This window comes from Geobacillus sp. BMUD, assembly GCF_013096845.1.
Taxonomy (GTDB): Bacteria; Bacillota; Bacilli; order Bacillales; family Anoxybacillaceae; genus Geobacillus; species Geobacillus vulcani.
This window is the reverse complement of the sequence record NZ_SDLA01000008.1, coordinates 80,156-96,197: the sequence shown is the minus strand read 5'-3', so window position 1 is coordinate 96,197 and position 16,042 is coordinate 80,156. Positions and strand designations below refer to the sequence as shown.

The 16,042-nt window shown below is 56.2% G+C and carries 20 protein-coding genes; 7 read left to right on the top strand and 13 right to left on the bottom strand.

The annotated features are described in order from the left end of the window. Positions 1-213 precede the first annotated feature (213 nt). The 3 genes from ETC05_RS10945 to ETC05_RS10935 all read right to left on the bottom strand — a co-directional run bounded on the left by ETC05_RS10945 (position 214) and on the right by ETC05_RS10935 (position 1,975). Positions 214-579, bottom strand: a complete 366-nt coding sequence (locus tag ETC05_RS10945; RefSeq protein WP_031407349.1) for a HesB/IscA family protein — start codon at positions 577-579, stop codon at positions 214-216. Positions 580-731: 152 nt separating this feature from the next. Continuing rightward, positions 732-1,604, bottom strand: coding sequence for a diaminopimelate epimerase (gene dapF / locus ETC05_RS10940; RefSeq protein ID WP_031407348.1), 873 nt, complete (start codon positions 1,602-1,604; stop codon positions 732-734). A 134-nt stretch (positions 1,605-1,738) separates the two neighbouring features. Continuing rightward, a complete protein-coding gene (locus tag ETC05_RS10935) occupies positions 1,739-1,975 on the bottom strand; it encodes a YuzB family protein (protein WP_455350579.1) in 237 nt (78 codons plus the stop codon). A gap of 173 nt (positions 1,976-2,148) precedes the next feature. Here ETC05_RS10935 and ETC05_RS10930 point away from each other — a divergent pair, with 173 nt between their 5' ends. After that, positions 2,149-3,219, top strand: a complete 1,071-nt coding sequence (locus ETC05_RS10930; protein ID WP_171661009.1) for an NAD(P)/FAD-dependent oxidoreductase — start codon at positions 2,149-2,151, stop codon at positions 3,217-3,219. 38 nt (positions 3,220-3,257) lie between these two features. Here ETC05_RS10930 and ETC05_RS10925 read toward each other — a convergent pair whose 3' ends face one another. Continuing rightward, positions 3,258-3,611, bottom strand: coding sequence for a YuzD family protein (locus ETC05_RS10925; protein ID WP_031407342.1), 354 nt, complete (start codon positions 3,609-3,611; stop codon positions 3,258-3,260). Between the two features lie 84 nt (positions 3,612-3,695). Between ETC05_RS10925 and ETC05_RS10920 the strand changes: the two genes are divergently transcribed. Continuing rightward, positions 3,696-3,938, top strand: a complete 243-nt coding sequence (locus ETC05_RS10920; RefSeq protein WP_011232431.1) for a NifU family protein — start codon at positions 3,696-3,698, stop codon at positions 3,936-3,938. A 241-nt stretch (positions 3,939-4,179) separates the two neighbouring features. Here the strand turns inward: ETC05_RS10920 and thrB are convergent, their stop codons facing one another. The 5 genes from thrB to yutH form a co-directional block, all read right to left on the bottom strand. Continuing rightward, positions 4,180-5,094: a homoserine kinase gene (gene thrB / locus ETC05_RS10915; RefSeq protein WP_171660990.1), complete on the bottom strand. Its 915-nt coding sequence runs from the start codon at positions 5,092-5,094 to the stop codon at positions 4,180-4,182. After that, positions 5,091-6,152, bottom strand: coding sequence for a threonine synthase (gene thrC / locus ETC05_RS10910; RefSeq protein ID WP_171660989.1), 1,062 nt, complete (start codon positions 6,150-6,152; stop codon positions 5,091-5,093). The genes thrB and thrC overlap by 4 nt, the downstream gene beginning before the upstream one ends. Further along, positions 6,149-7,450, bottom strand: coding sequence for a homoserine dehydrogenase (locus ETC05_RS10905; protein WP_171660988.1), 1,302 nt, complete (start codon positions 7,448-7,450; stop codon positions 6,149-6,151). Before ETC05_RS10905 ends, thrC begins: the two co-directional genes overlap by 4 nt. A 137-nt stretch (positions 7,451-7,587) precedes the next feature. Next, entirely contained in the window at positions 7,588-8,562 is a 975-nt protein-coding gene (locus ETC05_RS10900) for a 2-hydroxyacid dehydrogenase (protein ID WP_171660987.1), read from the bottom strand. Positions 8,563-8,706: 144 nt separating this feature from the next. Further along, positions 8,707-9,708, bottom strand: a complete 1,002-nt coding sequence (gene yutH, locus ETC05_RS10895) for a spore coat putative kinase YutH (protein WP_031407331.1) — start codon at positions 9,706-9,708, stop codon at positions 8,707-8,709. Positions 9,709-9,980: 272 nt separating this feature from the next. Between yutH and ETC05_RS10890 the strand changes: the two genes are divergently transcribed. Further along, positions 9,981-10,463, top strand: a complete 483-nt coding sequence (locus ETC05_RS10890; protein WP_031407329.1) for a phosphatidylglycerophosphatase A family protein — start codon at positions 9,981-9,983, stop codon at positions 10,461-10,463. Positions 10,464-10,545: 82 nt separating this feature from the next. On the opposite strand, the gene ETC05_RS10885 is transcribed toward ETC05_RS10890, so the two are convergent. Continuing rightward, the gene (locus ETC05_RS10885; protein ID WP_171660986.1) at positions 10,546-11,316 is read right to left on the bottom strand and encodes a TIGR01457 family HAD-type hydrolase; all 771 of its coding nucleotides are present in this window, start codon (positions 11,314-11,316) and stop codon (positions 10,546-10,548) included. A gap of 24 nt (positions 11,317-11,340) precedes the next feature. Then, on the bottom strand, positions 11,341-11,778 hold the full coding sequence (hepT, locus tag ETC05_RS10880) for a type VII toxin-antitoxin system HepT family RNase toxin (protein WP_031407325.1): 438 nt from the start codon (positions 11,776-11,778) through the stop codon (positions 11,341-11,343). A gap of 98 nt (positions 11,779-11,876) precedes the next feature. On the opposite strand from hepT, the gene ETC05_RS10875 reads away from it, so the two are divergent. Both ETC05_RS10875 and ETC05_RS10870 read left to right on the top strand, forming a co-directional pair. Next, positions 11,877-12,146, top strand: coding sequence for a DUF3055 domain-containing protein (locus tag ETC05_RS10875; RefSeq protein WP_031407323.1), 270 nt, complete (start codon positions 11,877-11,879; stop codon positions 12,144-12,146). 58 nt (positions 12,147-12,204) lie between these two features. Continuing rightward, positions 12,205-12,498: a cytosolic protein gene (locus ETC05_RS10870; RefSeq protein WP_171660985.1), complete on the top strand. Its 294-nt coding sequence runs from the start codon at positions 12,205-12,207 to the stop codon at positions 12,496-12,498. A gap of 207 nt (positions 12,499-12,705) precedes the next feature. Here the strand turns inward: ETC05_RS10870 and ETC05_RS10865 are convergent, their stop codons facing one another. Continuing rightward, positions 12,706-12,981, bottom strand: coding sequence for a YutD family protein (locus tag ETC05_RS10865; RefSeq protein ID WP_013144326.1), 276 nt, complete (start codon positions 12,979-12,981; stop codon positions 12,706-12,708). A gap of 112 nt (positions 12,982-13,093) precedes the next feature. On the opposite strand from ETC05_RS10865, the gene ETC05_RS10860 reads away from it, so the two are divergent. Then, positions 13,094-13,780, top strand: coding sequence for a YhcN/YlaJ family sporulation lipoprotein (locus ETC05_RS10860; protein ID WP_031407317.1), 687 nt, complete (start codon positions 13,094-13,096; stop codon positions 13,778-13,780). A gap of 118 nt (positions 13,781-13,898) precedes the next feature. Here ETC05_RS10860 and lipA read toward each other — a convergent pair whose 3' ends face one another. After that, positions 13,899-14,795 carry a lipoyl synthase gene (gene lipA, locus ETC05_RS10855; protein WP_171660983.1) on the bottom strand — a complete coding sequence of 299 codons (897 nt, stop codon included), beginning with the start codon at positions 14,793-14,795 and terminating at the stop codon, positions 13,899-13,901. Between the two features lie 169 nt (positions 14,796-14,964). Here lipA and ETC05_RS10850 point away from each other — a divergent pair, with 169 nt between their 5' ends. After that, positions 14,965-15,957: a M23 family metallopeptidase gene (locus ETC05_RS10850; RefSeq protein ID WP_171660981.1), complete on the top strand. Its 993-nt coding sequence runs from the start codon at positions 14,965-14,967 to the stop codon at positions 15,955-15,957. Positions 15,958-16,042 lie beyond the last annotated feature (85 nt).

Sequence of the window (16,042 nt, the reverse complement as noted above, 5' to 3'; positions counted from 1 at the left end):
TTCTCCCCCTTTGGCGCTCCCGAAAAGGCCGATGTTGGAGTGCGGCCGTTTTCACCGATTTCACGGGGGGAACGCCCCCCTTCCCATTTCGTCGGTCGGTGCACCCCCGCGTTTTCAACCATCCTTGCGGCCAAATTCGGCCTTCTCAAGAGCCCGACGACCACGAAGGCTGTTTGCCTCTGCCGGGCGGATGGACGCCGACCCGCTGCCCGCTTAACATTGTTCCGGCGTGCCGGCGTTCGTCGCTGTGCGGAACGATGAGCCGCAGCCGCACGTCGCAATAGCGTTCGGATTGTTGATCGTAAACCCACCGCCAAGCAAAGACTGCTTGTAATCGATGATCGTGCCGCGTAAAATCGGCGCGCTGTCGCGGTCGACCAAAATTTTGATGCCGTGCTGCTCAAATTCGATGTCATCCTCGCGCCGCTCATGGTCAAAGCCCATGCCGTACGAAAGCCCGCTGCAACCGCCGCCATGGACGCCGACCCGCAAGTACGCCCCCTCTTCTTCCTGCTCTTTCATCATATCCTTGATTTGAAACGCTGCCGCTTCGGTCAGCGTAATGACTGCTTCCGCCATTCCTAATCCCTCCTTTAACGGTTGACACTGGCCAAACCACTTGGCCGTTTTTCGACAGGTTCGCCCGCTTTCACCCGACGACTCGGATGGCGCGAATCCCCTTGAATGGTTTCCGTCTTACTTCATAGTATACCGTCTTTGCCTTTCGATGCTCAACCGTTCCGCCCGCCTCGGTAGTAATAAACGCCGGTGCACACCGTCTCTGCCGGACCGGTCATGCGCACGCGCCCGTCATACTCCCATACAATTGTTAAATCTCCGCCGGCCAAATGAACGACCGTTTCCTCCCCGCGAGCCGTTTTGCCGTTTAGCACGGAGGCGACGACTGCCGCACACGCCCCGGTTCCGCACGCCTGCGTCACGCCGGAGCCGCGCTCCCAGACGCGAAAATGAAGCTCGCGCTCGTTCACCACTTCGACAAATTCGACGTTCACCCCTTCTGGAAAGCGCGGATCTTTTTCGACGAGCGGACCAAGCGTCGTCACCGGCGCTTTTTGGATGTCATCGACGTAAAAGATCACATGCGGGTTGCCCATGGACACCGCCGTAATTTCATATTCACCCCCAGCGATGGAAAACGGCTCGGCGACGACTCGCTCCGCTTTTGGTCCAACCATCGGAATGGCGCTGCGCTCAAGACGCGGCTCGCCCATATCGACCGTCACGCTTGTCACTTCGCCATCTGCCACTACAACATGGGCTTCGACCAGCCCGGAAAGCGTTTCAATCAAAAAGGTGCGGTCGCGAACGATGCCGTGCTCGTACGCGTATTTCGCCACGCAACGCAAGCCGTTGCCGCAGTTTTTCCCTTCCGAGCCGTCGCTATTAAAAATGCGCATTTTGACTGGCGCTTTCTCCGATGGGCAAATGAGAATCAAGCCGTCGGAGCCGATGCCCGTGTGAACGTCGGCGACGCTGCGGGCGATCGCCGGCAGCTCCTCCTCGGGCAATGTTTCCCGGAACAGATCAACGTATATGTAGTTATTACCCAATCCATGCATTTTCGTAAACGAAAACGAGCGCACATGACTCCCTCCTAACCATTTTTTGCGCTTCGTATGTATAATAGCGGCATCTCCTGGGCACAATGGGAATATCCCCCGTTTTTTCATAATACATTGAAGAGGATGCCGCATCGCGGACATCCTCCTTTTTTTCGCTAAAACATTGGATTTTCCTCGAGATGCCGGTAAATATTTTCCACAAGCTGCTCAGGCGTTTCCCCGCTGACAAACTCGCCGTTGACGAGCGCAAACGGCGTTTCCGCGCAGCGGGTGCAATAGCTTAAGCAGCTGTATTCGATAATGTCCAAGTTCGGGTCTTTTTCGAGCAGTTCCATCGCTTTGTGCGACCCGCTCGCTAAGTTGCTGATGCAAAATTCGATGATGGGCAATATCATGTGCGATTCACCTTCCTGCTTCCCATCGTAGCGGTTTTCGGGCGCGGCGTCAACGAACATGCTCGTTCGATCGAGGGAGCGGAAAAATGATTGTTCTTTTGTCACAATTTCGTTATACTTTTCTATGGTATTGTCGGCTTTAGAAATTCGACAAAAGGGGATTTTTCATGATGAGACAACTTGTATTGCTTGGCGGAGGATACGGCAATATGCGCATTTTGCAGCGCATCCTCCCGGACGGATTGCCAAACGACATTCATATTCTCCTCATCGACCGCGTTCCGTATCATTGTCTAAAAACGGAATATTACGCGTTGGCCGCGGGGACGGTCAGCGACCATCACATCCGCGTCCCGTTTCCGGAACATCCGCAGCTGACGTACCAATTCGGCGAAGTCGTCTCCATTGATCTCGACAAGCAGCTCGTCCATTTAAAGGATGGGAGCAACGTCCGCTACGACGACGTCGTGATCGGGCTGGGCTGCGAAGACAAATACCATGGGGTGCCTGGCGCCGAAGCGCATACGTACAGCATCCAGTCGATCGACAAAGCGCGGGCCGCTTACGAAGCGTTGAACAACTTGCCGCCGAAAGCGACGGTCGGCATCGTCGGCGCGGGATTGAGCGGCGTCGAACTGGCCAGCGAACTGGCCGAGAGCCGCCCGGACTTGCACATTAAACTCTTTGACCGCGGTGAGCGCATTTTGCCGATGTTTCCGAAACGGTTGAGCGATTATGTAGAAGGCTGGTTCGTTGAACACAAGGTGGAAATCGTCCGCAACTCCAACGTAACGAAAGTCGAATCTGGCGTCTTGTACAACCACGACGAACCGGTGGAATGCGATGTCATTGTCTGGACGGCCGGCATTCAACCCAACCGAGTCGTCCGCGAGCTGAATGTCGAAAAGGACAAGCAAGGCCGCGTCGTGCTGACGAAGCGACATCACATCCCCGGCTATGAAAACGCCTACGTCGTCGGCGACTGTGCAAGCCTGCCGCACTCGCCAAGCGCCCAACTTGCCGAAGCGCAAGCCGAGCAAATCGTCCAAGTGCTGCAAAAACGGTGGAACGGCGAAGAACCGCCGAGCGAATTCCCGCCGATCAAATTAAAAGGCATTCTCGGTTCGCTCGGCAAAAAGCACGGCTTCGGCCTGCTCGCCGACCGCCCACTCACCGGCCGGGTGCCGCGTTTGTTGAAATCAGGCATTTTGTGGATGTATAAGCACCACCATGGGTACTGACAGCACGACTGGCCTTTATTCAGCGAAAAAGGCGGAGTTCATTCCGCCTTTTTCCCTTCCGGCGCCGACGGTTGATACCCGAATTTTTCCATTTCTGCACAAATCGCCTTGAGCCGCGGGTTGCCTTCGGCGACGACATTGCCTTCGATCACCACGACCGGATACACCCAATCTTCTTCGACAATCGTCTGCGCGAGCTCCCGCTTCTCCTCGTCATCGGCCGGCGGCGCAAAAATGTCGACGTACGTCATCACAAACGGCTGACCGGGATACTTGCGGCGCAGCGCGGCCTCGAGCCACTCGTACGTTTCTTTCGACGACGGCAACTGCACGCATGCCGGGCAAATGACGTCGGCCCCGTACACACAAATTTCAACCGGCTTGAATGTCATCGTTGTCACCCTTTGCAAAAGCAAAATTTATCATTAGATTTTTTTTGTCACCATGATTATAATAAAAACTAAGGAAAGGAGTCGATGGAAATGACGGATCAAGAAATCAAAGAACAAGTGCAAGAAGTTTTAGATAAACTGCGTCCATTCCTGCTTCGCGACGGCGGCGACTGCGAACTCGTCGATGTCGAAGACGGCGTAGTCAAACTTCGCCTCCTCGGCGCGTGCGGCAGCTGCCCGAGCTCGACGATTACGCTCAAAGCCGGAATTGAGCGCGCTTTGTTTGAAGAAGTGCCGGGCGTCGTCGAAGTGGAACAAGTGTTTTAATTATGAAAAATCCGAACAGCGGCCGCTGTTCGGATTTTTTTATCGCCAGCGGGGCGGCGAGCCGACGGGAAGGCTGGTGATGGGCAGCCACAACCCGCCTTGATCGGGCGCTTCTCCGTTTTTGTTTCTTTGCTAAGTTGTGCAAGGAAAACCGTCATATCTTTCACCCGCTCCCAAGCGCGGCGGCGAAACGGCCAAGCCGCTGAACGGACTTCTGTTCGCGCCGGCGCCCCAACAAGGTTCAAGCTTCAAGCGCCAGTTTGTAGACGCGGCTGCCGCGCGGCTCGACGGAAAGACGCGCGATTTCGCACGCCGGAAAATGCGGGTGCAGCCGGCGCGCGAGCCGCTCTCCTTGGCCTGGTTCGGCAAAGACGAGCACCGTCGGCCCCGCTCCGCTCAGCGCCGCGCCGATCGCCCCGTATTCCTCAGCGAGCGCCTCGGCCCGCTCGAGTTCTGGAACGAGCGGTTTTCGGTACGGCTGGTGGAACAAATCAGCCGCCATCATCCGGCCGGCCAGCTTCCAGTTTTTTGTAAGCAACGCGGCGACAAGAACGTTGCTGACGGCGCTCGCCTCGACAGCGCGCTCTCTCGGCCATTGCTCCGGCAGCTGTCCGCGCGCCTTTTTCGTTTCTAGTTCATACTCCGGAATAATAGCGACAAGCTCCACATCCAATTGTGGAATATGGACGACATCGACGCCCGAACCGCGGCAGCAGCCGATGACCAGCCCCCCGTACAACGAGGCGCCGACATTGTCCGGGTGGCCTTCATAGCGAGCGGCCAGCTCCATCTTTTGTTCGCGCGACAACTGAAGCCCAAGCAGCGCGTCGGCGAGCTCAATGCCGGCGACGACCGCCGCCGCGCTGCTCCCGAGCCCGCGCGTAAACGGAATGTCGCTGGACACTTCCACCGAGCAGCTCGGCAGCCGGCGGCCGTAAACATCCGCCGTCTCCGCCGCCACTTGATACACCAAATTGTCCGTCCCGCGCGGAATGCCGCTCACTTCCGCCGTTTTCGGCGCAAACGACCATGCATCCGCCAAGCGGACGTCAAGCGTCAAATAGCGATTGATCGCGAGCCCGATCGAGTCAAACCCAGGCCCTAAGTTCGCCGTGCTTCCCGGGACGACGATCTTCAACATCTCGTCTTCTTTCATGCCCGGACAACCCCTTGCAAATGCTCCAAGACAACTTGTTCATCGTTCGGCAGCACGATCGGTTCGATCGCCGCGGTCTCCAAGGCGATGGCCGGGTCTTTCAATCCGTTGCCAGTGAGAACCGCGACGACGAGGCTGCCGCGTTCGATTTCGTTCCGCTCGCGCTGTTTGATGACCCCGGCGATCGCCGCGCATGACGCCGGCTCGGCGAACACGCCTTCCGTCCGGGCGAGCCGCTTGTAGGCGGCCAAAATGTCCGCATCGCTCACTTCATCGATTTTCCCGCGCGACTCGTTCGCCGCTTCGACCGCTTTTTCCCAGCTCGCCGGGTTGCCGATGCGAATCGCCGTCGCCACCGTCTCCGGCTGTTCAATCACTTGATTGCGGACGATCGCCGCCGCTCCTTCCGCTTCAAAGCCGCGCATTTGCGGCAAGCCCGTCCCTTTCGCTTCATGGTACTCCTTAAACCCTTTCCAATAAGCGGTGATGTTGCCGGCGTTGCCGACCGGAATCGCGAGCACGTCCGGGGCGCGCCCAAGCTGATCGCATACTTCAAACGCCGCCGTTTTTTGCCCTTCGATCCGGTACGGGTTGACCGAGTTGACGAGCGTAATCGGCGCCGTTTCGCTCAGCCGGCGCACCATGTTGAGCGCCTCATCAAAGTTGCCGTCAATGGCAAAAATGTCTGCGCCATACATCGCCGCTTGCGCCAACTTGCCGAGGGCGATCTTTCCGTTCGGCACGACGACGAGGCAACGCATGCCGGCGCGCGCCGCATAGGCGGCCGCTGAAGCGGACGTGTTGCCGGTGGAGGCGCAAATGATCGTATGGCTTCCTTCCTCTTTCGCCTTCGCCACCGCCATCACCATGCCGCGGTCTTTAAACGAACCAGTCGGGTTCGCCCCTTCGACCTTGACGTAAAGCGTAATCCCAAGCTCTTCCGACAGCCGCGGCAGCGGGATGAGCGGCGTATTCCCTTCGCAAAGCGACAGCCTCGGCGTCGCCGCCGTGAGCGGCAAAAAATCGCCGTAGGCGTCAAGCAGCCCTTTCCATGTCATGGCCGTTTCTCCCCTTCCACCCGATACGAGCTTTGCACCCGTTCGACGATCTCCAAATCGCCGAGCTGCTGCAAAATGTCTTGGTAGTCTTGCTGCGAGGCATCATGCGTGACGATGACGATTTCCGCCAAGCCGTCTTCTTTCAGCGGCAGCTGCAAAATTTTCTCAAAGCTCACCCCGCGCTCGGAAAACAGCGTCGTAATTTTGGCAAACGCGCCGACCTGGTCTTTGACGTGAATACGCAAAAAGTATTTCGAGAAAATCTCCGCCGGCGTCTTCAACTGTTTTTCATATTGCGGCGCGACAGCATAGCGGCCGTTGACGCCAAGGCGCATGTTTTTCATCACCGCGACCAAGTCGGAGACAACCGCCGTCGCCGTCGGCAAGCTGCCGGCGCCCGGCCCATAAAACATCGTCTCCCCGACCGCTTCGCCGTATACATACACCGCATTGTATTCGTTGTGCACGGACGCCAACGGATGCGAATCCGGCAAAAACGTCGGCTGAACGCTCACCTCGACCTTCTGCCCGTCGCGCTGGGCGATGCCGATCAATTTCATCGTGTAGCCGAGCCGCTTCCCATAGTTTAAATCTTCTTCCGTCACGTGGGTGATGCCTTTCACTTGCACATCGTCCAAGTCGATGTCCATGGAAAAGCCAAGGCGGGCCAAAATCGCCATTTTCCGCGCCGCATCCAGCCCTTCGACGTCTGACGTCGGATCGGCTTCCGCGAACCCGAGCGCCTGCGCTTCCGCGAGCGCCGCTTCATAGGAGGCGCCGTTTTGCGCCATGTTCGTCAAAATGTAGTTCGTCGTCCCGTTCACAATGCCCATGAGCTTCGTAATCCGGTCCGACGCCAAACCATCGACCAAGCTGCGCAAAATCGGAATGCCGCCGGCGACGCTCGCTTCATAAAACAAATCGCATTGATGCTCCGCCGCCACCCGAAGCAACTCTGAACCGTAGACCGCCATGACGTCTTTGTTCGCGGTCACGACATGCTTTCCTTGGCGCAGCGCCCGCAGCAGCAGCTCTTTTGTCTCCTCAATGCCGCCCATCACTTCGATGATGACATCAACATCCGGATCGTCGATCACCTCGGCGGCGCTCGTTGTCAGCAGCGCCGGATCGACCTGGACATCGCGCGGTTTCTGTACATCCCGGACAAGAATTTTTTTCACCTTCACTGGGCACCCGACTTGATGCATCAATTTTTCTTGGTGATTTTCAATAATTTTGACCACGCCGCTTCCAACGGTTCCTAATCCTAACAAGCCAACCAAAATCGGTTTTTCCATCTTCCCCGCCCCTTCTGTTTACACACAGTAGACATTTGTATTTTTATAGTAGACATTATAAAAGACGATCGGCCATTTGGCAACGAAAACTTTTGCACCGAACGATGTGCCCGCGCCCACCGCCGCCGCGGAAAACCTTACGCCGGCCGATTCACCGGCGTCAACGGCGGCCTTCCTTCAAGCACGGCAAGGATGTTGTCGCGCGCCAACGTCATCATCGCCCGCCGCGTTTCGTACGTGGCGCTGCCGATATGCGGCAAGGCGACGACATTCGGCAGCGCCACGAGCGGGTGATCGGCCGCAACCGGCTCGTGTTCAAACACATCCAATCCCGCCGCGGCGATCTCCCCTTGAACGAGCGCCTCATACAGCGCCTGTTCATCGACGACCGCGCCGCGCGCCGCGTTAATGAAAATCGCCGACTTCTTCATTTGCCGAAACGCCTCGCGGTTGAACAAATGGTGCGTCTCGGGCGTGAGCGGCGTCAAACAGACGACAAAATCGCTCTCCGAAAGCAAATCAGCAAACGGCCGATAGACGGCGCCAAGCTTCTCTTCCGCCTCCGGACGTCGGGAGCGGTTGTAATACAAAATGTTCATGTCAAACCCTTTCGCCCGCTTCGCCACCGCCTGGCCGATGTTTCCCATGCCGACGATGCCGATCGTTTTATGATGGACATCGGCGCCGGCGAGCAAAAACGGGCTCCAGCTTTTCCATTTCCCTTCCTTCAAAAATTCAGCCGCTTCCACGAGGCGGCGGGCGGTGGCCAATAAAAGCGCAAACGTCAAATCGGCCGTCGTATCGGTCAACACGCCCGGCGTGTTGCACACGACAATGCCGCGCTTCGTCGCCACCGGAACATCGATGTTGTCATACCCCACTCCCATGTTGGCAACGATTTTGAGCGCCGAACCAGCGGACAAGACGGCTTCATCAATCGGATCGGACACCATCGGCAAGATGGCCGTCGCCCGCTTGGCCTTTTCCACAAGCACATCGTGCGGCACGGCCACGTCCTCATGCGGCCACATGTCGACCTCGGCGGTGGACAAAAGCGGCTCGACCACGTCCTCGGGCAATTTCCGCGTAATGAATATGTACGGCTTCGTCATGATGCAGCCCCTCACTTTTTTTTTCTAAATCTTATCACAACTTTAGACGAAAAAAAACGGAAAGTTGTCCGTGGATGTCATCGACAGGGAAGCGGGCGTTTGTTCGTTTTGGCCAAAAAAAGCGGGAAGTTGTCTTCCCTTACGTTACGCCGGCGGCAGCCACTCGACTGCCGGCAGGCGAATGTGGCTCGAGATGCCAGCGATCTTGGCAAACGCGGCCAAAAATCGTTCATATTCATGCGATCGATCGAGCAGGCGCCGCAGCTCTCCCTCCCGCCTTGACCGTTCGCTCTCGTCCGCAGCGATATAGTACGCCTCGACACATTCAAAATATGAAAGTGGAAACAACAACCTTCCGTAAACGAGCCGCCAAGCAAACGGCGACAGCCGCGCCGCATGTTCATACTCTTGAAAAAACTGACGCACCGCCCGCTGGCAACCAAGTCCGCTCTTTTCGTATAAATGGCGCACCCATTCTGCCAAATCCCGGGCGCAATGGTCATACACCCAATCGGTCGGCAGCTTCGCTTCGATCCCCCCAACCCACTCCGCCTTGGGGAGACGCTCATGGCAAAACGCCGCGTAATCGATGCGTCCCGGTTCTTCGTCAATCTCCGTATCCGCCACGTATTGCACCGCGTTTTCCGCCAAGCCTAAATAATACGGGAACGATTCGATAAACAGACAATCAAACGGCGACGACGGCCCGGAAGCGAGCTTGCTCGACCAAAACGCCTCCATTTGGTCGATCCGCTTCGCCCACAGCTCCCGCCACTGGCCGATGCGCCGGCAGGCGATGATCGGCCATGGACATGTTCTCCCGCATTCATGCATCACCGCCAGTTCCCTTCCGAGCGAACGAAAGCGAGCCGCCGGAAGCGGAGCGCGAACGAGCACCAACGGCTGTCCATGATAGGGGGCGATATACGTTCCGGACGTCGTTTTGACCAGCTCTCCGACTCCGTCCACTCCTTTTGCCCGCAAATAGCGGCTCATTTGCTGGCGTTCTTCCATCTCGGCTTCGTTCCGTCCATCAGCGGGAACGAGCAAAAAACGCCCTTCTTTATGCCAAAACGCTGTATGCCTCCCTCTTCGCTCCACCCGCTCGACGCGCATGCCGTACTGTTCACGCACCCATTCTTCCATCGCTAAGCCTCCTTATGTGCCGAAACGATCCATCCCGCCCATTCCGCTCCGTCGTCTCCCCCATCGATGCCCCCGATTCCGCCCCAGCGCGAAACAGGGCCGTGCGGGGCCGGCAACCATACAGCCGCGGAAAAAGGGGCTATTTTTTATATATGCGCGCAGGCGCCAAAAAAGCCGGTGAGCATTTTTCTTTATATGACGGACTGATTTATGAGATGATACATATATATAGAAAACGACTTTCTAAAAAGAAACAGGTGAAACCCATGAGCATGAACAATCTCGAACAAACCGCCCGCCGTTGGCTGGAAGAACGCGGAGTGACCGTGGAAAAAATCGCAGAGCTCGTTTATTATTTGCAATCAAAATATCATCCCGATTTAACGATGGACGAGTGCATCGAAAACGTCAACCGCGTCATTTCCAAGCGTGAAGTGCAAAACGCAATTTTAACCGGCATCCAATTGGATAAACTGGCGGAAGACGGCCGGCTCGATGAGCCGCTGCAGTCGATCATCCGCCGTGATGAAGGGCTGTATGGCGTCGACGAAATTTTGGCGCTGTCGATCGTCAACGTATACGGGTCGATCGGGTTTACGAACTATGGATACATCGATAAGCAAAAACCGGGCATTTTACAATATTTAAATGATAAATCGACCGGCAAATGCAACACGTTTTTGGACGACATCGTCGGCGCCATCGCCGCGGCGGCGTCAAGCCGCCTGGCGCATCGGGCCGCCAACGCGGAATAACGCCGACGCCGCCTATGCGCGCTCTCCGTCCGCACAGACAACATGAAACGCCGCCTTGCCTTTTTTGGCAAAGCGGCGTTGTTTATAAGCGTTCAAGCCATTCCAAAAGCGAATCGGCCGTATACGTCGGCTGCCGTTCATAGCGGGCGAGCATGTCTTTTGTCGTAACGCCCGTATGGACTAAAAGCGTATCGATGCCGGCATTCATGCCGGCTAAAATATCCGTTTCATAATAGTCGCCGATCATCAGCACCTCCTCCTTCGGGACGCCGAGCACTTTAAGCGCCTGCTCCATAATGATTTTTTCCGGCTTGCCGATAAACGTCGGCTGCACCTGCGTCGATACGGCGACAACCGACGTCAGCGCCCCGTTGCCCGGAAGCAATCCGCGCTCCGTCGGCAAGGCGATGTCGCCGTTGGTGGAGATGAACATCGCTCCATTTCGAACCGCAAGACAAGCGACAGCGAACTTTTCATATGTAATTTGCCGGTCAATGCCGATGACAACAACATCCGCCTCTTCCCCGGCAAAGCGGAATCCTTTCGCCGCCAAGGCGGTTTGGAGCCCTTCTTCACCGATCATATACACAGAAGCATCCGGTTTTTTTTCAAAAATATAATTCGCCGTCGCTTGGCTTGTCGTAAACACATGCTTCTCCTCGGCCGGCACGCCGAACGAACGCAGTTTTTCCGCCACTTGCGCCGGTGTGCGCGACGAATTGTTCGTGACAAACAAATACGGAATGCCGCGGCGGTGCAGCTCGTTGACAAACGTCCGCGCCTCAGCGATGCATTCCGCGCCGCGGTACATCGTTCCGTCCAAATCGATGAGGTAGCCGTTGTATCGTTTCAATGCATTCGCTCCCCTTTCCCGCCATCAATTGCGAAACGCCGACACCGGGCCAAGCTCGCTTTCAAGGTAAGCGCGCACCGCCTTCGGATACGCTTCAAGCGCCGGCAAATGTTCGTTCAGATCAGCGAGCAATTTCGCATGATCGACGCGTGCATATTCGTGCACAAGCATTTTCCGATGGGCGATGAACGCTTTCAATCGGTCGGCATCCGCAGTTGAAATCACTCGTTCATCCGCCAAAATGTCGATGATGTCGTTGTAGCTTCCCGGGTCGCGCATAATGAACCCGTCGATCATGGCGTTGCCGACGTCCAACACCGCCTCGATGACGACATGAGCGATCCGCTCGAGCGCCAATTGCCGGAGCGGTTCGTCCCAACGTTCTTCCGCCTTGTAGAGAGCCATCATTTGTTCCATGTAGCTGAGCGTTTCTTCCAGCTTTTTGCGATCAACAAAATACATCCGTCATCCTCCTCGTTCCTTTGTGCGATTTGCCTTCTCCCGTTTTCACCGACCATCTGTTATGATGAACGTAGACGGACGAATAAGGGGGCTTGAAGATGAGTGAACGGTTCTACTTATACGATGACACCGTCGAAGCGGCCGTCCGCTTCGTCAGCTTTGTCGGCGAGCGGCAGCGGTTTGATTTGGCGCTCATCGAAACGGATCGTTTTTACGGAAAGTGGCTTGTGCTCGACTTGCAAGGCAACCGCTTTGCCATTCTCGGGCGCGACGATTTAGAGGAGCCAGGCTATATCGAGCACGCTTATCAGCTTCATGAACAAGATGCCAACGATTTGCGCGCTTTTTTAGAGGAATATCTCTCATAACCTTCCTCGGTTTCGGGCATCTTATGAAACAACCCACGAGCGAAGGAAGGTGAGACGAATGGCGGAACGGGAAACATACGCCGATTTTTCCGCCGTTGAGAAACAGCGCCATTTCTTGACCGCTGAAGAGTTCCCAGAAGGGCCGTACGGCTCGCCGCGCCGCGATGACGCGCCGGTCGAAAACAAAAGCACGCCTTGGCAAGAAGGACAGCGGTATTACAGCGCCTTCAACTACGAGTTCAAATCGTTCCACCAAAACATTCCAAGGCGCGACCCAGCCGCCCACCCGCCGCACGATGATCCGCGCAGCAGCGAACAGTTTCCGTACAATGAAACGGAAGAGCAGCCTTGACATTCAGCAGGGCAGCGAAAGAAACCGAGCAGCCGCCCAGCCTATGGCGGCTGCCGTGTTTGCCGTCTCGCCATGCGGCAGCGATGAGGAATGTCGCGCCGTCTTTTGTCTGTCCGCGAGTCATCTTCCCGCCTTGCGAGCCCTTCGCCGCACAGCGGTTTCTTGCTCCCGCCTCTTCTCCCGCGCCGCCGCGGTCCGCTGGCGCGGTTATCGTTTCACCTTGCGCAACACAAAGTACGCGCAGCCGAAATTGCAATATTCATACAAATATTCCGACAACGTGCTGATTTTCGTATCGTACGTCGCTTTTTGGTTATGGTCATCAAAAAAACCGCGCAGGCGGAGCTGGTTGTACCCCCAGTCCCCAACGATGTAGTCGTACTTCGCCAAAATGTCCGCGTATCGGGCGCGAAAGGCTTCTTCATTAAAGGCGTTTTTCACATTTTCCACCAGCTCGTAACAATGATTGTTAATGCAAATCACTGTTCTCACCTCGCCTTTCCACTTCCATCATAAACGATGCATCGCACCCAATCAATTACTGTCATCAAACGAACCTCCCGGTGCCACCCTAAAAGCGAAGGGGGTGCTGACGATGAGACAACCATGGCTGGCCGTTGCGTTCGGGACGGCCCTCGCCCTCGCCGGCTGCGCGCAGACGGCTCAGGACGAAAACACCGACATTTACAAGCGGAGCGGCAACACGATCAATGTCACCGACCGCAACGAGCTGTACAATGAAAACGGGGTGCCCAACGGCGATGACACGCCGATGAATAACTTCGGCTACGTTCGCCATCAAAAAAGCCCGATCCTCGGCGATGCAAACGGCTATAACGACATGCCGTCCTTCAACCGCGAGAAAGCAGCGGATTTGATCAGCAAATTGTGCACCCAGCTGCCGGGCGTGAAAGACGTCGCCACACTCGTCACGGATGAGGAAGTGCTCGTCGTGTATGACGCGGACACGAGCAACCGGCAGCAAACGGCCGATCAAGTGAAAAAAACGGCGCTTTCCGTCGTTCCCCGCTACTACCATGTGTATGTCGCCGACAATCCACAGCTGATGAAGGACATCGAGCGCTTCGGGCGCCTTGATTCGAACACGCGCAACATCGATCAAATTCTCGATGCCACGATTCAGCGGATGTTGAAATATCCACAAGGAAAAAAACTGAGCGACGGGGAAAATGAAAACGGCGAAATGATCAACGAAACCAACGATGAACTGGACCGCGATTTCCGCGACGGCACGCCGCGGGCGACAAAAGCGGAACGCTGAGGAAAAGAAACGGTCTGCCTTCGTTATGAAAGGCATGACCGTTTCTTCGCGTTCATCTGGCCGGAATGATGCTTTCAGCCGCTGAAACAACGCTTGCTTTTGCGCCGTTCGTTGGATGTTACGCTTTCAACTGCCGCGCTTTCGCCGCTTCATTCACCTGCTCGTCAGCATGGTACGAGGAGCGGACGAGCGGACCGGCTTCACAATGGCTGAACCCTTTGCTTAACGCGATTTCTTTCAGCTCTTGAAACTCGTCCGGGTGGTAATATTTCATGACCTTCAAATGTTTTTTCGTCGGCTGCAAATACTGGCCGATCGTCAAAATATCGACATGGTTGGCGCGCAAGTCATCCATCGCTTCAATGATTTCCTCTTTCGTTTCCCCAAGGCCGACCATGATGCTCGACTTCGTCGGAATGTCCGGCTGCAGTTCTTTCGCGCGCCGCAAAAACTCAAGCGAGCGCTCGTACGTCGCCCGCGCGCGCACTCTTGGCGTCAGGCGGCGCACCGTTTCAATGTTATGGTTCAAAATATCCGGGCGGGCGTCCATCAAAATTTTTAAGTTTTCATACACCCCGCCCATATCCGACGGCAGCACCTCGATCGTCGTGAACGGATTTTTCCGGCGGATGGCGCGCACCGTTTCGGCGAATACGGCCGCTCCGCCGTCTTTCAAGTCATCGCGGGCGACAGCGGTGACGACGACGTGCTTTAAGTTCATGATGCGAACCGATTCCGCGACGCGTTCCGGCTCCTGCCAATCGAGCTCCGTCGGCAGCCCGGTTTTGACGGCGCAAAAGCGGCACGCGCGCGTGCAGACGTTGCCTAAAATCATAAACGTCGCCGTCCGCCGAACCGCCCAGCATTCGTGAATGTTCGGACACTTCGCCTCTTCGCACACGGTATGTAAACGGTTTTCCCGCATGAGCTTCTTCAACCCGACATAATGCTCATTCGTATTCAGCTTAATTTTCAACCAGTCCGGCTTGCGGACATGTTCTTCTTTTGTCGCCATCGTTCTCACTCCACTTGTCGAGGATTGTTCATTTTTCATTATAAATGAAAAGCGCGGAAAAACAAAAAGAAATCGCCCAGCCAAGCGAGTTTCCTCCTTTTTACATTTATGAAACGGGCGTTTCTCTCCAAACTAAACAGTAGGAAACGGGCGGAAAGGGGGAATACGCGTGCATCGATGGCTTGCCGCCATATCAGCGGCAGCGGTGCTGTGGATCGCCGCTGGAGCGGCTTCCGCGGCAGAACAGGAAGAGGCGGTGTATGAAAAGCGAATGGAGCTGTACAAAAAAGCGGAAGCCGTCTCCTTGATTCCATGGTACTACTTCGCCGCCATTGACCAGTATGAGCGAAATATCCGGCACGTGCGCCGCGATTTGCCCAAACCGACCGGCGTTCTCGGCATTTACATCAGGCCGGACATATGGGCTGGGCCGCTGAACAAAAACCCGCACGATACGAATCCGTTCACCATCTCCCAGTTCGGCGGCCTTGGCGTGGACGGTGACGGCGACGGCCATGCGCGGGCGGATGATGATGACGACGTCATCATGGCCATAGCCCGCTATTTGCAGACGTACGGCATCGACCATCGCCAGATCAAAATCGCGCTTTGGAACTATTACCAACGCGCCAAGACGGTCGACCTGATTTTAGGAAAAGTAAAAATTTATAAAAAGTATCAGACATTGAAATTGGACAACCATGTGTTTCCACTTCCGTTGCGGGCGAATTACAGCTACCGCGATACGTGGGGGGATGCGCGCGGCTGGGGCGGGCGGCGCATTCATGAAGGAACCGACATTTTCGCCGGCTACGGGGTTCCGGTCCGCTCGACGTGCTACGGCATCGTCGAATTGAAAGGCTGGAACAAATACGGCGGCTGGCGCGTCGGCATTCGCGACATCAACAACACGTACCATTACTTCGCCCATTTGAACGGCTTCGCCGCCGATCTTCGCGAGGGACAAATCGTCGAACCGGGAACGATCATCGGCTCGGTCGGCAGCTCCGGCTACGGCCCGCCCGGCACGGCGGGGAAATTTCCGCCCCACCTTCACTACGGCATGTACAAAGACAACGGCTACACCGAATGGGCGTTTGACCCGTATCCGCACCTAAAAGCGTGGGAGCGGGCGGAGCGGCAACAACAACGGCGCCGCTAGAAAAGCCAAGTGAGCTGTTTTCCGTCAGGCGGCGAGGAGCGATTGAACGAGTTTGGGGATCGGCTCAACCCGAAAAACGGTTCAA

Excerpts from the sequence above, each read along its gene's own strand:
- ETC05_RS10930 (WP_171661009.1), top strand. The coding sequence starts at position 2,149 with ATGAGACAACTTGTATTGCTTGGCGGAGGATACGGCAATATGCGCATT.
- ETC05_RS10860 (WP_031407317.1), top strand. The coding sequence starts at position 13,094 with ATGAGACAACCATGGCTGGCCGTTGCGTTCGGGACGGCCCTCGCCCTC.
- ETC05_RS10890 (WP_031407329.1), top strand. The coding sequence starts at position 9,981 with ATGAACAATCTCGAACAAACCGCCCGCCGTTGGCTGGAAGAACGCGGA.
- ETC05_RS10870 (WP_171660985.1), top strand. The coding sequence starts at position 12,205 with ATGGCGGAACGGGAAACATACGCCGATTTTTCCGCCGTTGAGAAACAG.
- yutH (WP_031407331.1), bottom strand. The coding sequence starts at position 9,708 with ATGGAAGAATGGGTGCGTGAACAGTACGGCATGCGCGTCGAGCGGGTG.
- thrB (WP_171660990.1), bottom strand. The coding sequence starts at position 5,094 with ATGAAAGAAGACGAGATGTTGAAGATCGTCGTCCCGGGAAGCACGGCG.
- ETC05_RS10925 (WP_031407342.1), bottom strand. The coding sequence starts at position 3,611 with ATGACATTCAAGCCGGTTGAAATTTGTGTGTACGGGGCCGACGTCATT.
- thrC (WP_171660989.1), bottom strand. The coding sequence starts at position 6,152 with ATGACATGGAAAGGGCTGCTTGACGCCTACGGCGATTTTTTGCCGCTC.
- lipA (WP_171660983.1), bottom strand. The coding sequence starts at position 14,795 with ATGGCGACAAAAGAAGAACATGTCCGCAAGCCGGACTGGTTGAAAATT.
- ETC05_RS10900 (WP_171660987.1), bottom strand. The coding sequence starts at position 8,562 with ATGACGAAGCCGTACATATTCATTACGCGGAAATTGCCCGAGGACGTG.
- ETC05_RS10875 (WP_031407323.1), top strand. The coding sequence starts at position 11,877 with ATGAGTGAACGGTTCTACTTATACGATGACACCGTCGAAGCGGCCGTC.
- hepT (WP_031407325.1), bottom strand. The coding sequence starts at position 11,778 with ATGTATTTTGTTGATCGCAAAAAGCTGGAAGAAACGCTCAGCTACATG.
- ETC05_RS10945 (WP_031407349.1), bottom strand. The coding sequence starts at position 579 with ATGGCGGAAGCAGTCATTACGCTGACCGAAGCGGCAGCGTTTCAAATC.
- ETC05_RS10905 (WP_171660988.1), bottom strand. The coding sequence starts at position 7,450 with ATGGAAAAACCGATTTTGGTTGGCTTGTTAGGATTAGGAACCGTTGGA.
- ETC05_RS10920 (WP_011232431.1), top strand. The coding sequence starts at position 3,696 with ATGGAAATGACGGATCAAGAAATCAAAGAACAAGTGCAAGAAGTTTTA.